This window comes from Rhizobium sp. NPDC090275, from assembly GCF_044772225.1.
Lineage (GTDB): Bacteria > Pseudomonadota > Alphaproteobacteria > Rhizobiales > Rhizobiaceae > Rhizobium.
The window spans coordinates 463,027-476,368 of the sequence record NZ_JBIVYL010000003.1 but is presented as its reverse complement, the minus strand read 5'-3'; the positions used below and the strand labels follow the sequence as shown (position 1 = coordinate 476,368).

Annotated in this window: 11 protein-coding genes; 5 read left to right on the top strand and 6 right to left on the bottom strand. The window is 63.6% G+C overall.

Going from position 1 to position 13,342, the window contains the following annotated elements; genetic code table 11:
* Positions 1 to 53: 53 nt before the first annotated feature.
* On the top strand, positions 54 to 329 hold the full coding sequence (locus ACIQUB_RS10315; protein ID WP_113235648.1) for a hypothetical protein: 276 nt from the start codon (positions 54 to 56) through the stop codon (positions 327 to 329).
* Between the two features lie 3 nt (positions 330 to 332).
* Here ACIQUB_RS10315 and ppdK read toward each other — a convergent pair whose 3' ends face one another.
* The 5 genes from ppdK to ACIQUB_RS10290 form a co-directional block, all read right to left on the bottom strand.
* The gene (gene ppdK, locus ACIQUB_RS10310; protein ID WP_113235647.1) at positions 333 to 3,005 is read right to left on the bottom strand and encodes a pyruvate, phosphate dikinase; all 2,673 of its coding nucleotides are present in this window, start codon (positions 3,003 to 3,005) and stop codon (positions 333 to 335) included.
* 395 nt (positions 3,006 to 3,400) lie between these two features.
* The gene (gene smc, locus ACIQUB_RS10305) at positions 3,401 to 6,862 is read right to left on the bottom strand and encodes a chromosome segregation protein SMC (protein ID WP_113235646.1); all 3,462 of its coding nucleotides are present in this window, start codon (positions 6,860 to 6,862) and stop codon (positions 3,401 to 3,403) included.
* A 225-nt stretch (positions 6,863 to 7,087) separates the two neighbouring features.
* The gene (locus tag ACIQUB_RS10300) at positions 7,088 to 7,780 is read right to left on the bottom strand and encodes a DsbA family protein (RefSeq protein WP_113235644.1); all 693 of its coding nucleotides are present in this window, start codon (positions 7,778 to 7,780) and stop codon (positions 7,088 to 7,090) included.
* Positions 7,781 to 7,945: 165 nt separating this feature from the next.
* Positions 7,946 to 8,125, bottom strand: a complete 180-nt coding sequence (locus ACIQUB_RS10295; RefSeq protein ID WP_247750107.1) for a hypothetical protein — start codon at positions 8,123 to 8,125, stop codon at positions 7,946 to 7,948.
* Between the two features lie 33 nt (positions 8,126 to 8,158).
* Positions 8,159 to 8,647, bottom strand: a complete 489-nt coding sequence (locus ACIQUB_RS10290) for a DUF721 domain-containing protein (RefSeq protein WP_113235643.1) — start codon at positions 8,645 to 8,647, stop codon at positions 8,159 to 8,161.
* Positions 8,648 to 8,741: 94 nt separating this feature from the next.
* Here ACIQUB_RS10290 and mutY point away from each other — a divergent pair, with 94 nt between their 5' ends.
* The 4 genes from mutY (at position 8,742) to ACIQUB_RS10270 (ending at position 11,973) form a co-directional block, all read left to right on the top strand.
* Positions 8,742 to 9,839 (top strand): A/G-specific adenine glycosylase, encoded by a 1,098-nt coding sequence (gene mutY / locus ACIQUB_RS10285; RefSeq protein ID WP_113235642.1) that lies wholly within the window; start codon positions 8,742 to 8,744, stop codon positions 9,837 to 9,839.
* On the top strand, positions 9,840 to 10,448 hold the full coding sequence (locus ACIQUB_RS10280; RefSeq protein ID WP_113235641.1) for an HAD family phosphatase: 609 nt from the start codon (positions 9,840 to 9,842) through the stop codon (positions 10,446 to 10,448).
* A gap of 2 nt (positions 10,449 to 10,450) precedes the next feature.
* Positions 10,451 to 10,816, top strand: a complete 366-nt coding sequence (locus ACIQUB_RS10275; protein WP_113235640.1) for a nuclear transport factor 2 family protein — start codon at positions 10,451 to 10,453, stop codon at positions 10,814 to 10,816.
* 245 nt (positions 10,817 to 11,061) lie between these two features.
* Positions 11,062 to 11,973: a hypothetical protein gene (locus ACIQUB_RS10270; RefSeq protein WP_113235639.1), complete on the top strand. Its 912-nt coding sequence runs from the start codon at positions 11,062 to 11,064 to the stop codon at positions 11,971 to 11,973.
* A gap of 173 nt (positions 11,974 to 12,146) precedes the next feature.
* Here ACIQUB_RS10270 and ACIQUB_RS10265 read toward each other — a convergent pair whose 3' ends face one another.
* Complete coding sequence (locus ACIQUB_RS10265; RefSeq protein WP_047507873.1) at positions 12,147 to 13,277, bottom strand: site-specific DNA-methyltransferase; 1,131 nt, start codon at positions 13,275 to 13,277, stop codon at positions 12,147 to 12,149.
* Positions 13,278 to 13,342 lie beyond the last annotated feature (65 nt).

The window sequence follows — 13,342 nt, the reverse complement described above, 5'->3', positions numbered from 1 at the left end:
TCGGGCTTGGCGTCTGCTATTTCCAGCAAGATCAATCCGTTGAAGATTAAACCATGCGTATTCTCCCGCTGACGCTCACCATCGCCGCCATTGCGATCGGCCTTTCGGCCTGCCAGACGATGACGCCGGAAGAGCGGCGCGCGGCCGATGAGCGGCAGTGCCTGGGCTATGGCTTCAAGCGTGGCACAGAAGGCTTCGCCACCTGCCTGCAGCGCATCGACCTCAACCGGCAGGCGCAGGCGCGGGCAGACAGCGCTTACGTGATGTCGGACATGTCATGGCGCATGGGCGGCCCCTATTACGGCGGCCCATACTACCGTTACCGGTAGCCTTTACCCGACAGACCGCTCCTTGATCGCAGCCTGCGCCGCCGCCAATCTGGCGATCGGCACGCGGAAGGGCGAGCAGGAGACGTAGTCGAGACCGATACCCTCGCAGAAATGGATCGAGGCCGGATCGCCGCCGTGTTCGCCGCAAATGCCGAGCTTCATGTCGGCGCGGGTGCGCCGGCCGCGCTCGGTGGCGATGCGGATGAGTTCACCGACACCGTCGAAATCCAGCGAGATGAAGGGGTCATGCTCTATGATGCCCTTGCGCTGATAGGTCGGAATGAAGGCCGAGGCGTCGTCGCGCGAAATTCCGAAGGTGGTCTGCGTCAGGTCGTTGGTGCCGAAGGAGAAGAACTCGGCGGCTTCGGCGATGATGTGGGCGCGCAGTGCCGCGCGCGGCAGCTCGATCATCGTGCCGACGAGATAATCGATCTGCATCTCGGCTTCCGTCATCACATCGCGGGCGATGGCGTCGATGCGATCCTTGACGTAATCGAGCTCGGAGCGCAGGCCGACCAGCGGCACCATGATCTCCGGCACGACGGCGGCGCCCGTCTCGCGGGCCGCATGGACGGCGGCCTCGAAGATGGCGCGTGCCTGCATCTCGACGATCTCGGGATAGGAAATCGCCAGGCGGCAGCCGCGATGGCCGAGCATCGGGTTGAACTCGTGCAGCGCATCGACGCGCTGGCGAAGTGCCGTTGCCTCCATGTTCATGGCGGCCGCGACATCGGCGATTTCCTCGTCGGTCTTCGGCAGGAATTCGTGCAATGGCGGATCGAGCAATCTGATCGTCACCGGCAGGCCGTGCATGACGTTGAAAAGGCTCTCGAAATCCTCCCGCTGCATGGGGAGCAACCTGTCGAGCGCCGTGCGTCGGCCCGCCTCATCTTCGGCCAGGATCATCTCGCGCATGACGTGGATGCGCTCGCCCTCGAAAAACATGTGCTCGGTGCGGCAAAGGCCGATGCCCTCGGCGCCGAAGGAGCGAGCGGCCCGCGCGTCGGCCGGCGTATCGGCATTGGTGCGCACCGTCATGCGGCGGACGCGATCGGCCCATTCCATGATGCGGCCGAAATCGCCCGAGAGCGCCGGCTGCACCATCGGCACCTCGCCCTTCAAGACCTGCCCGGCCGATCCGTCGATGGTGATGATATCGCCCTTCTTCAGCGTCACGCCCATGCCGATCAGCCGCTCGTTGCGCAGATCGATGCGCATGGTGCCGGCGCCGACGACGCAGGGGATGCCCATGCCGCGGGCAACGACGGCCGCGTGGCTGGTCATGCCGCCGCGGGTCGTGAGGATGCCTTCGGCGGCATGCATGCCGTGGATGTCCTCGGGGCTGGTCTCGACGCGCAGAAGAATGACCTTGCGCCCCTCCTCTTCCGCCATGACCGCCTCTTCGGCGGTAAAGACGATCTCGCCTGATGCCGCACCCGGCGATGCCGGAAGGCCGGTGCCGATCACCTCGCGCGCAACGCGGGGATCGATGGTCGGATGCAGCAGCTGATCGAGCGAGGACGGCTCGATGCGCAGCACCGCCTGTTCCTCGGTGATCATCTTCTCATCCACCATATCGACGGCGATCTTCATTGCCGCGCGGGTCGAGCGCTTGCCTGACCGCGTCTGCAGCATCCAGAGCGTGCCGCGCTCGATGGTGAACTCGATATCCTGCATGTCGAGATAATGCGCCTCGAGGCGATCACAGATCGCCACGAACTCCCTAAAAGCCTCCGGCATCAACTTTTCCATCGACGGCCGGTCGGAGCCGGAGGAGATGCGGGCTTCCTCGGTGATGCTCTGCGGCGTGCGGATGCCGGCGACGACATCCTCGCCCTGGGCATTGACCAGAAACTCGCCGTAGAGCGACTTTTCGCCGGTCGACGGGTTGCGGGTGAAGGCGACGCCGGTGGCCGACGAATTGCCGAGATTGCCGAAGACCATGGCCTGGATATTGACGGCGGTGCCCCAGCCTTCGGGAATATTGTGGAGATGGCGATAGGTGACGGCGCGGGCACTCATCCAGCTCGAAAACACCGCACCGACAGCGCCCCAGAGCTGCACCTGCGGATCCTGCGGGAACTCCTCGCCGAGTTCCTCTTCCAGCACTGCCTTGTAGAGATGAACGACGTGTTGCCACTCGCTCGCGGTCATCTCGGTATCGTATTCGTAGCCGTGGCGGGCCTTCTCGTCTTCCAGGATTTCCTCGAAGACCTCGTTGTCGAGGCCCATGACGACATCGGCGTACATCTGGATGAAGCGGCGGTAGCTATCCCAGGCGAAGCGCGCGTCGCCGGCATCGTGGCCGAGCGCCTGAACGGTCTCGTCGTTGAGCCCGAGGTTGAGCACCGTGTCCATCATGCCCGGCATCGACACGCGCGCGCCGGAGCGAACCGACAGGAGCAACGGGCTGGCGCCCGCGCCGAAGCGGCGGCCGGTGACGGCCTCGATGCTTGCGATGCCCGACAGAACCTGCGCGCGCACCTCTTCCGATATGCGGCGACCATCGCGATAATAGGCGGAACAGGCGTCGGCGGTGATGGTCAAGCCGGGGGGAACGGGCAGGCCGAGGCTGCACATCTCGGCGAGATTGGCCCCCTTGCCGCCCAGCATCTCATGGTCGAGCGCTCGCCCCTCCGCCGCGCCGTTACCGAATGTATAGACCCACTTGGTCATGCTCTCCCCAACACCAAAATCGGGATCAGCTTAATCCATTGGTGTTAAAATGAAAATCGCACAAATACGGCCAAAATGTTGCAGTGCACAACATCCGCGTATTCAAGCCGTTTGAATTTTCAGGAAGAGTAATAAAGCTTTGCGGGACCGCAACAAAGTCCCGCAAAGCCTTATTTCCGTCCGGCCAGGAAAACCGGACGGGGGGTTCAGCATGCCGATACAACGTGGAGGAAGCCTCAACACATGCGCACGGCAATCTGTACGCAAAACCGGTGGCGCGATCCCTGCGGACCGCACATACAGTTTCTTCTAATGCAAGATGGGTAAAAAGGCATCACCTTATTGGGTGAGAAGCCCATTCAGGGCTGACTTTTTTTGGGTGTTTCGCCTTGACCTCAGGCGATCTCGCGCAATTGTTCGGCGGTTTGCAGGTCGACGGAGACCAGCTGCGACACGCCCTGTTCCGCCATCGTCACGCCGAAGAGGCGGTTCATGCGGGCCATGGTGATCGGGTTGTGGGTGATGATGACGAAGCGCGTCTCGGTGGAGGCCGCCATCTCGTCCATCAGGTTGCAGTAGCGCTCGACGTTGTGATCGTCGAGCGGCGCGTCCACTTCGTCGAGCACGCAGATCGGCGCCGGGTTGGTCAGGAACACCGCGAAGATCAGCGCCATCGCCGTCAGCGCCTGCTCGCCGCCAGAGAGCAGCGTCATCGTCTGCGGCTTCTTGCCCGGCGGGCGCGCGAGGATTTCGAGGCCGGCTTCCAGCGGATCGTCGGATTCGATCAGCTGCAGCTCGGCCGTGCCGCCGCCGAACAGATGGGTGAAGAGGCGCTGGAACTGGGTGTTGACCACATCGAAGGCGGCGATCAGGCGTTCGCGGCCCTCGCGGTTCAGGCTCTGGATGGCGCCGCGCAGCTTGCGGATCGCGTCGATGACGTCGTCACGCTCTTTGATCAGCGCCGCCAGCCGGTCGCTCAGTTCCTTCTGTTCTTCCTCGGCGCGCAGGTTGACGGCGCCCAGCCGCTCGCGCTCCATCTTCAGCCGCTCAAGCTCGCGCTCGACCTCACGCAGGTCAGGTATCGCCTGCATGGCATCGAGACCGGCAAGCCGGAAGGCTTCGTGCGGGGCAACGTTCAGCGCCTCGCGGATGCGCGCCTCGCCCTCCACGCGCTTTTCGCGGGCCGAGACCAGACGCTCCTCGGCGCGGCCACGGCGTTCGCGGCTTTCGGCAAGCTCGGAGAGCGCAATCGCCGCCTTGTGATCGACATCGCGTTGCATCAGCTCGGCCTCTGCCAACAGATCGGCGGCGGCGCGGCGTGCGTCGTCAGCCTTCTGCAGCTCGTTAAGCAGGCCACGGCGCTTGTCGTCGAATTCGTCCGGCGCCATTTCGAGATCGGCGGCTTCCTCGCGCGCCTCTTCCTCGCGGTCGCGCAGCGTCGCGATGTGGTCCTCGGCGCTTGCCGCGCGCTGGCGCCAGGTCTCGCGCTCTTGGCCGATCGCGATGATGCGCCGCTGGCGGGCGTCGTTCTCGCGGTTCAGGCTCTCGTGGCGGGCACGCGCTTCGGCAAGGGCACCGCGATCGGTCGCCACATCGGCCTGCTGCAGCCGCAGGCGCTCGTCAAGTGCGGAGAGATCCGGCGCGTCGTCGAGCTCAATACGGGCGTTTTCTTCCTGGATGGCGATGTCTTCGAGCTGGCTCTGCAGCTGGCTGACGGCTTCGGCAATGACATCGCGGCGGCGGATGAGATCGCCGGAGGCGCGCTCGGCGGCCGCCAAGGCCTCGCGGGCTTCCGCCAGCTGGCGTGACGACATGCGCGCGGTATCGCGGGCCTCGGCCAGGCGATGCTCCTCACCCGAGATGGCTTCAGCCGCGATCGCCAGCTGCTCTTCGGCTTCAGTCAGCACATCGCGGGCGATCGATGCTTCGCTCTCGAGTTCGGAGAGACGGTTCTTCTGGGCCAGACGGAGTGCTGCCGCACTCGGCGCATCGGCACCGGTGACGTGGCCATCCCAACGGTAGACCGCGCCATCGCGGGTGACGAGGCGCTGGCCGGGCTTCAGGCTCGCCATCAGGCCAAGCGCATCGGCGTCGGGGACGAGGCCGATCTGCTTGAGGCGGCGGGCAAGGGCGGCGGGGGCGCGAACGTGAGTGATCAGCGGCGTAACGCCTGACGGCAGCGCCGGATCGGCCGCGCCATCGCCGTTTTCCGACCAGTGGGCCGGTGCCTTCGGGTCGAGCGGGGATTCGAGATCGTCGCCAAGGGCAGCGCCCACGGCGGTCTCGAAACCGCGATCGACCTTGAGATCATCGGCGACAGGCGCGAATTCGCCGGCGGTGGCGCCGGATGCCAACATGCGGGAAATGGTGCGCGCCTCGGTCTCGATGGCGTTCAGTTGGGCGCGGGCCTGATCGACCGGCGCACGCGACATCGCCTCCGTCTGGCGGGCAGCGGCCAGCGCCTGCTCGACCGCCTGGATGGCGGCTTCGGCCTTGGCGACAGCGCTTTCGCCGGCTTCGACTACCATGCGCTTCTCGTCGGGATCGGGCAGCGTCGCGATGCGCTCGCCGATACCGGACAGCTCGCGATTGGCCTCGTCCATCTGGCGCTCAAGGCGCATCTTGCGATCGGAGAGGTCGCGGATGGCACGTTCGAGCTGGTTGCGTCCGGCGGCAGCCTCGGCGCGTTCCGATGTCAGGCCGGCGAAGATACGCTCGCTGTCGGCAAGCTTGGCGGCGGCTTCCTCGAAGGCATCGCGGGTCTCTTCCGCGTAACGGCCGGAATCGGCGAGGATCTCATTGATCTCGGTTTCCTCGGCATCGAGGCGTTGGAGGATTTCGGCGTTGTCTGCGACGAGCCGTTCCTCGCGCCTGATGTCCTCGGCGAGCTGAGCCAGGCGGCGGGTGAGTTCGTCGCGACGGCGCAGGATGCGGTTGGCGTCTTCTTCCAGCTGGGTCTTGGCGATCTGAAGGCGCTGCAGGGCGGCTGCGGCGCGGGCCTCGCCTTCGCGCAGTTCCGGGAGCTTGAGGCTCGATATGCCTTGAGACTTGGCGGCTTCCATCTGCATCTGCGCCTTTTCGGCGACGATGGAGGTGGCCTGGTTGAGCGCGCTGTCGGCCTCGGCTTCCGCCTCCTTGGCCTGCACCCAGCGGATATGCAGGAGCATGGCCTCGCGGGCGCGGATATCGGCGGAGAGCGATTTGAAGCGATTGGCCTGGCGAGCCTGGCGCTTCAGGCTCTCGATCTGGCTTTCGAGCTGCGATGTCACGTCGTCGAGACGTTCGAGATTGCTTTCGGCGGCGCGCAGACGAAGCTCGGCCTCGTGGCGGCGCGAATGCAGGCCGGAAATGCCGGCGGCTTCTTCCAGCAACTGGCGGCGGGCCTGCGGCTTGGCCGAGATCAGCTCGCCGATACGCCCCTGCCCGACCATCGACGGCGAGCGGGCGCCGGTGGAGGCGTCGGCGAAGAGCAGCTGCACATCCTTGGCGCGGCTTTCCTTGCCGTTGATGCGGTAGACCGAGCCCTGCTCGCGCTCGATGCGGCGGGTGACCTGGATCTCGTCGCTATCGTTGAAGCCGGCAGGTGCGGTGCGGTCGGCATTGTCGAGATAGAGTGCGACCTCGGCGGTGTTGCGGGCGGGGCGATTGCCGGAACCGGAGAAGATCACGTCGTCCATGCCCGACGCGCGCATGTTCTTGTACGAGTTCTCGCCCATCACCCAGCGAAGGGCCTCGACAAGATTGGACTTGCCGCAGCCATTCGGCCCGACGACACCGGTCAGGCCGCGCTCGATGACGAATTCAGCGGGTTCGACGAAGGATTTGAAGCCGACGAGGCGGAGCTTGTTGAACTTCATGTGGTGGGCCTCGGAGCGCGGAGCCCCCTCATCCGCCTGCCGGCACCTTCTCCCCGCTGGGGAGAAGAGACTCGGAGTTGGCCACTCGCTCTACCTCCCCTTCTCCCCAACGGGGAGAAGGTGGCCCGAAGGGTCGGATGAGGGGGCCGCAAGCGCAAACCATGCGTCAACGAAAAAACGGGCGCACGGCTTCCGCCGTCGCCCGTCTTATAGGAACGGCTCAGCTTAAAGCAGGCTGTCAATAAGGGCCGACATGATGTCAACCGACATGTCTCCAGAGTAGCGCTTCCCGTTGATGAGGAAAGTCGGCGTGGCGTTGACGCCGAAATCCTTGGAACCCCGTTCCCGCGTCGCGTTCACTTCATCCAGCAGCTTCTGGTTCGTCAAGCACTTCGTGAAGCTTTCCTCACTAAATCCAGCGAGTTTGGACATCTGGAGAAGTGCGGTGCGGCCATCTTCGGCGGCGGCCCAGGTCTGCTGCTGCTTGAAGAGCATCGAGACCATCGGGAAATATTGCTCCGGCGTGCTCAGATCTTCGGGCTTGGACGGGTTGCAGCGGGCGAGCATGAAGGCGGCAGCAGCGCGCGGGTCGAAGGGGAATTCGCGGATGATGAAGCGAGCCTTGCCGGTGTCGACATACTTCTTCTTGATCTCGTCGAAGGTGGTGGTGTGGAAGTGCGCGCAATGCGGGCAAGTCATCGACATGTATTCGACGATGGTGACCTTGGCGTCGTCCTTGCCCAGTGCCATTTCCGGCAGAGCGCCCGGCTTCAGCACAGCTTCCATATCGACATCGCCGTCGGACTTCGGAATTTCCACAGCCGCATTGGCGCTGCTGAAGACCGCCAGTCCGGCGGTCGCGGCAGCTACGCCGCCCAGGAGCTGGCGCTTGGTCAGTTGCATTTCGGACATCTGCATAATTTCCTCATAAATGAGAGTAGCGGCTGGAAGTGCGATATAACGGCTGATCGCCGCTAACAAGGCACGCATGAACGAGTTTCTTCAAACAATTGTGACCTTGATGGGACGAAGGGGCCGGAGTGGCAAGCAACTCTTGATTTTATTTGGCGCGGAAGGCGGCGTTTAGTCCTTGCCTTCGCGTCTCATGCGCTCAGCATGGCGACGCTCGATGCGATCGAAAACAACGTCGGCATCGATATCAGGGCTCGGGTCGTCGATTGCTTCCCGAATTTTTCTACGCATCACCTCATCTGAAAGAGGCGTAGTCTCGCCTGTTGTGCCAATTGACCGCTTGTTTGACATTCTTATCTCCTCGCCACACTGGCGCCCGAGCGGCTATCGCCCCTTCTTCCCCAACACCGCCGTACCCAGCCTTTTCACCGCCTCGCGCAGCTTCTCACTGTCGATGCCCTCCATCATCCCCTCCAGCCGGCGGGCCGCCTCGCCTTTCAGCGGTGGCGGGGTGCGGGAGCGTTTGAAGGCTTGGGAGACCGGCTTCTGGACGATGCGGATCTGGTGGACGGCGGAGAAGCCGAAGAAGCTGTTGATGCGCTGGATGAGTTCGCCCTGCGCATGCGTCAGAAACAATGCGCGGGCGCCTTCGCAGGCGATGGTCAAAACGCCGGGGCGGAAGCTGCCGTCATCGCCGCCGCGCGCCCAGGCGATCTTTTCCGGGCGGGTGCAATCGGCGAAATCCTCGCCGGCGATCTCGTCCCAGGAGCCGAGCAGCGCCGTGTTGATGCCGGCGCGCTTGGCAAGCACGGGGTCGATCAGGCCGTTGGCCAGTTCAGAGATCTGTTTTTCACCTTTGCGTGGATAACTCATGGAAACCTTTGGATGCCGCCGCTATCGGGCGCCGCCGCCTTGATCGGGCGGCAATGCTTCGCCAAGTATAGGGCACTTCCCCTCCGCACGGCAAATGATGACCTTAAAGACCACCACCGCGCCCTTAGCAAAGCCCCTGCTCGACTGGTACGATCGCCATCACCGCGACCTGCCCTGGCGCGTTTCGCCGCCGATGGCGAGCCGCGGGATCAAGGCCGATCCCTATCATGTATGGCTTTCCGAGGTCATGCTACAGCAGACCACCGTACCTGCCGTCAAAGCCTATTTCCTGAAATTCCTCGCGCGCTGGCCGACAGTTGATGATCTTGCCGCAGCACCCAGCGAGGACGTGATGGCGGCATGGGCGGGGCTTGGCTATTACGCGCGGGCCCGCAACCTGAAGAAATGTGCCGAGGCGGTGGCGTACGAACACGGCGGCGTGTTTCCGGATACCGAGGAAGGGCTGAAGGCGCTGCCGGGGATCGGCGATTATACGGCGGCGGCGGTGGCGGCGATCGCGTTCAACCGGCAGGCATCCGTCATGGACGGCAATATCGAGCGGGTTATCTCGCGGCTTTACGCGATCTCGACGCCACTGCCTGCTGCCAAACCGTTGATGAAGCAGAAGGTGGCGCTGCTGACGCCGGCGGACCGGCCGGGCGATTTCGCCCAGGCGATGATGGACCTCGGCGCCACGATCTGTACGCCGAAGCGGCCCGCCTGCGCGCTCTGTCCCTTCAACGGATCGTGCGAGGCCCTGGCGCTTCACGATCCCGAGCATTTCCCGGTCAAAGCCGCCAAGAAGGCCAAGCCCGTTCGCGTCGGCGCCGTCTTCGTGGCGGTGACTGATGATGGCGAGGTGCTGTTGCGGCGCAGGATCGAGAGCGGGTTGCTCGGCGGGATGACCGAGGTGCCGACGACCGGCTGGACGGCGCGCATCGATGGCGAGACCTCGGCGGACGCCGCCCCCTTCCCGGCCGACTGGCAGCCATCGGGCACCGTCACCCATGTCTTCACCCATTTCGAGCTCAGGCTATCGATCTGGCGCGTGGCGATCCCCGGCAGGGTCGAAGGGGATGACGGATGGTGGGAGCCGGTTACAAATCTTGACGCCCAGGCATTGCCCACAGTCATGAAAAAAGCGATCACATCGGCTATTCCACGCGCGTTTCAACAGTCCAAGGACGGATAAATGCCTATTGATCATATCGTTTTCGATATCGGAAAAGTTCTTATCCACTACGACCCGAACATTCCCTTCAGCCGCATCATTCCGGATGCGACCGAGCGGCAGTGGTTCTTCGACAATGTCTGCACCCACGACTGGAACATCGAGCAGGACCGCGGCCGCACATGGGCGGATGCCGAGGCGCTTTTGATCGAGACGCACCCCGATCGCGAGGAACACATCCGCGCCTTCCGCAAGCACTGGCACGAGATGGTATCGCATTCCTACGACGATAGCGTGGCGATCATGGAAGGGCTGATCGCCGAGGGCCGCGACGTGACGATGCTGACCAACTTCGCCTCCGACACGTTCCGCGAGGCTCAAGCGCGCTTCCCCTTCCTCACCAAGCCGCGCGGCGTCACCGTCTCGGGCGATATCGGCCTGATCAAGCCTGATATCGCGATCTACGAAGCACACACCGAGAGCTTCGGCCTCAATCCGGCGACGACGATCTTCATCGACGATTCGGCGCCGAACATCGAAGGCGCCAAGAAGGCGGGATGGGATGCGGTGCTCTTTACCGGCGCCGAGCAGCTACGCGCCGATCTTGCAGAACGTGGCGTGAGGGTCTGACCATGGCATTCGATCCAGTCAAGGAAATCACCCTGTTTCACGACGCGATCAACAGGCTCGACTATCAAATGATCGAGGACTATTTCGCCGAGGACGCGACCTATGTCTCGAACGGCGTCGGCAGCCTTGCGGGCCGCGACGCGATCATGACGGCGTTTCGCAAATATTTCGACGACTACCCGGACCAGACGGCCTTCAACACGCTTGTCGAGCGCGTCAGCCCCTATGCCGGACGCGCCGTATGGTCGGTGCGCGCCACCCACAGCAAGACCGGCAAGCCGCTGGTGCGCGAGGGCGAGGAGACGATCACCTTCAACGAAGAGGGACGCGTGACGCGGGTGGACGTGAAGGACTATCAGGACTTCTAAGCCGGAGAAGCTGCCGAGCCTCCCTCCCGGCGCGAAGAGAAACCGCAAATCTCTCATCGCCTTAGGAACAATCAGCGCCGTTGACGGTTTTGTGAGGACCCGCGCATGACGCGGTTTCGAGCAAACGATAAGTCAGCCGTGCTGACGGGAGGTTATGATGGGTAGAGGTATCCTGCTGTGGTTTCTGGGCGTTCCGATCCCGCTGATCCTGATCATCCTGCTGTTCTGGCACTAGGGGGTCGGCGATGTCCTTTACCTCCTCCACCGTGGTGACCGACGCACCACTGGAATCATCGGCTCCCGCCGTCAGCTGGGGGCCGATCATCGCCGGCACGCTGGCCGCGACCGCGATATCGTTGATCTTCATCCTGATCGGTTCCGGCCTTGGCCTGACCATGGTATCGCCCTGGTCGCATGACAACGCCTCGCTGACCACGATCGGCGCGACTGCCGCGATCTGGCTGATCGTCGTGCAATGGGTTTCGGCCGCACTCGGCGGTTATCTGACCGGCCGGTTGCGGACCAAATGGGTCGGCGTCCACACCTACGAGGTCTTCTTCCGCGACACCGCGCATGGCTTCCTCTCCTGGGCGCTAGCGACCGTTGTCGTTGCCGGATTGCTGGGATCGGCACTGTCGTCGGTGATCAGCACCGGTACGCAGGCCACCGCAACAGCGGTGGGAGCAGTCGGCGCCGCAGGTGCCGGGGCAGCTGTCAGCGCCAGCGATGGCACGAGCGGCTTCTCGCCGGCCTATTTCACCGACGCCTTGCTGCGCCCCACCAATACGGCGCCGGCAGCGGGCAACCAGAGTGATGAGGCGGTCAATGCCCAGGTGACGCGCGTGCTGGTGAACGGCATTGTCGACGGCAAGCTTTCGGCCGATGATCAGGCCTTTGTCGAGCAGGTGGTTGCTGCCCGCACCGGCCTTTCCGCGACCGATGCCAAGGCACGGGTCGATGCCGTCATGAAGCGGATCGACGACGCCAAGCTTGCTGCCAAGGAGGCTGCGGATAATGCCCGAAAGACGGCTTCGGCGGTTGCCCTGTTCGGCGCGCTGTCGCTGTTCGTCGGCGCCTTCATCGCCAGTGTCGCCGCCGCAATCGGCGGACGCCAGCGCGACGAGGACGAAGAGCGGATGGCCTTGCTGCGCCGCTAAGTGGTGAAGCGTAGGAACTGAAAAGACGCTCGGAGCGATCCGGGCGTCTCTTGTTTTCTTGGAAGTCCGGAACTGAAGACGCCCGGGGTATGATCCCGGGCGCCTTTTGCCGTCTTCCGCAACTGGAGGTACAAAAACCGGTCGACGGCAGTCTCGATCGGGCCTTTCGCGGATCAGCCCGCGTTTGCCAGATCACTGCGGATGACGGCCCTGAGATCGTCGATCGGGCGCAGGGATTGCCCATCGTCGAAGTGCCAGAATGTCCATCCGTTGCATGCGTCGAAACCCTGGACCTTTGCGCCCATTCTATGGATCGAACCCGCCTCGCCGCCTGCTGTAACCGTGCCGTCGGCGCGCACGATCGCGCTATAGCGGCGCTTGGCGTCGGTCAGCACCTGGCCGGGCTTGATGAGGCCGCTTTCGACCAGCGTGTTGAAGGCCACGCGGACCTCCTGCTTCTTGCCGGTCATAACAGTCAGTTCCGCCTTGCCGAGCGGCTCGACCGCTTCGATTCGGGCGGAGGCCGCGTCGATATAATCCTGCTCGCGCTCGATGCCGACGAAGTGGCGGCCGAGGCGCTTGGCGACGGCGCCCGTCGTGCCCGAGCCGAAGAACGGATCGAGAATGATGTCGCCTGGCTTGGACGAGGCCATGATGACGCGGGCAAGCAGCGCTTCCGGCTTCTGCGTCGGATGCACCTTCTTGCCGTCCTCGCCCTTCAGGCGCTCGTGTCCGTTGCAGATCGGGAACAGCCAGTCGGAGCGCATCTGGACGTCGTCGTTGGAGGCCTTCAGCGCATCGTAGTTGAAGGTGTAGCCCTTGGCCTTGGCGTTCGGGCTCGCCCAGATCATCGTCTCATGCGCGTTCTGGAAACGACGGCCCTTGAAGTTCGGCATCGGGTTTGTCTTGCGCCAGACGATGTCGTTCAAGATCCAGAAATTCAGATCCTGCAGCGTCGCGCCGACGCGGAAGATGTTGTGATAGGAACCGATGACCCAGAGCGTGCCGGTCGGCTTCAGCACGCGGCGGCAGGCGAGCAGCCAGGCGCGGGTGAAGGCATCATAGGCTTCGAAGGAGGCGAACTGGTCCCACTCGTCGTCGACCGCATCGACCAGCGACTGATCGGGACGATGCAGATTGCCGCCGAGCTGCAGGTTATAGGGCGGATCGGCGAAAATGACGTCTACGGAATGGGTCGGGAGGGCTTCAAGAGCGGCAACGCAATCGCCCTTGATGATCGTGTCGATCCAGGAATCCGGCTTTGCGGAGGCCTTGAGATCGGCAAGCGGAAATACAGACGCCATCTTTTAACTCGCTCATACACATTACGCTCTTTACTGTCTGTTATGGTTACTCATCTTGGTTACCA

Coding starts and splice junctions, on each gene's coding strand:
- ACIQUB_RS10265 (WP_047507873.1), bottom strand. CDS start 13,277: ATGGCGTCTGTATTTCCGCTTGCCGATCTCAAGGCCTCCGCAAAGCCG.
- ACIQUB_RS10275 (WP_113235640.1), top strand. CDS start 10,451: ATGGCATTCGATCCAGTCAAGGAAATCACCCTGTTTCACGACGCGATC.
- mutY (WP_113235642.1), top strand. CDS start 8,742: ATGATGACCTTAAAGACCACCACCGCGCCCTTAGCAAAGCCCCTGCTC.
- ACIQUB_RS10300 (WP_113235644.1), bottom strand. CDS start 7,780: ATGCAGATGTCCGAAATGCAACTGACCAAGCGCCAGCTCCTGGGCGGC.
- ACIQUB_RS10280 (WP_113235641.1), top strand. CDS start 9,840: ATGCCTATTGATCATATCGTTTTCGATATCGGAAAAGTTCTTATCCAC.
- ppdK (WP_113235647.1), bottom strand. CDS start 3,005: ATGACCAAGTGGGTCTATACATTCGGTAACGGCGCGGCGGAGGGGCGA.
- ACIQUB_RS10295 (WP_247750107.1), bottom strand. CDS start 8,125: ATGTCAAACAAGCGGTCAATTGGCACAACAGGCGAGACTACGCCTCTT.
- ACIQUB_RS10315 (WP_113235648.1), top strand. CDS start 54: ATGCGTATTCTCCCGCTGACGCTCACCATCGCCGCCATTGCGATCGGC.
- ACIQUB_RS10290 (WP_113235643.1), bottom strand. CDS start 8,647: ATGAGTTATCCACGCAAAGGTGAAAAACAGATCTCTGAACTGGCCAAC.
- smc (WP_113235646.1), bottom strand. CDS start 6,862: ATGAAGTTCAACAAGCTCCGCCTCGTCGGCTTCAAATCCTTCGTCGAA.
- ACIQUB_RS10270 (WP_113235639.1), top strand. CDS start 11,062: ATGTCCTTTACCTCCTCCACCGTGGTGACCGACGCACCACTGGAATCA.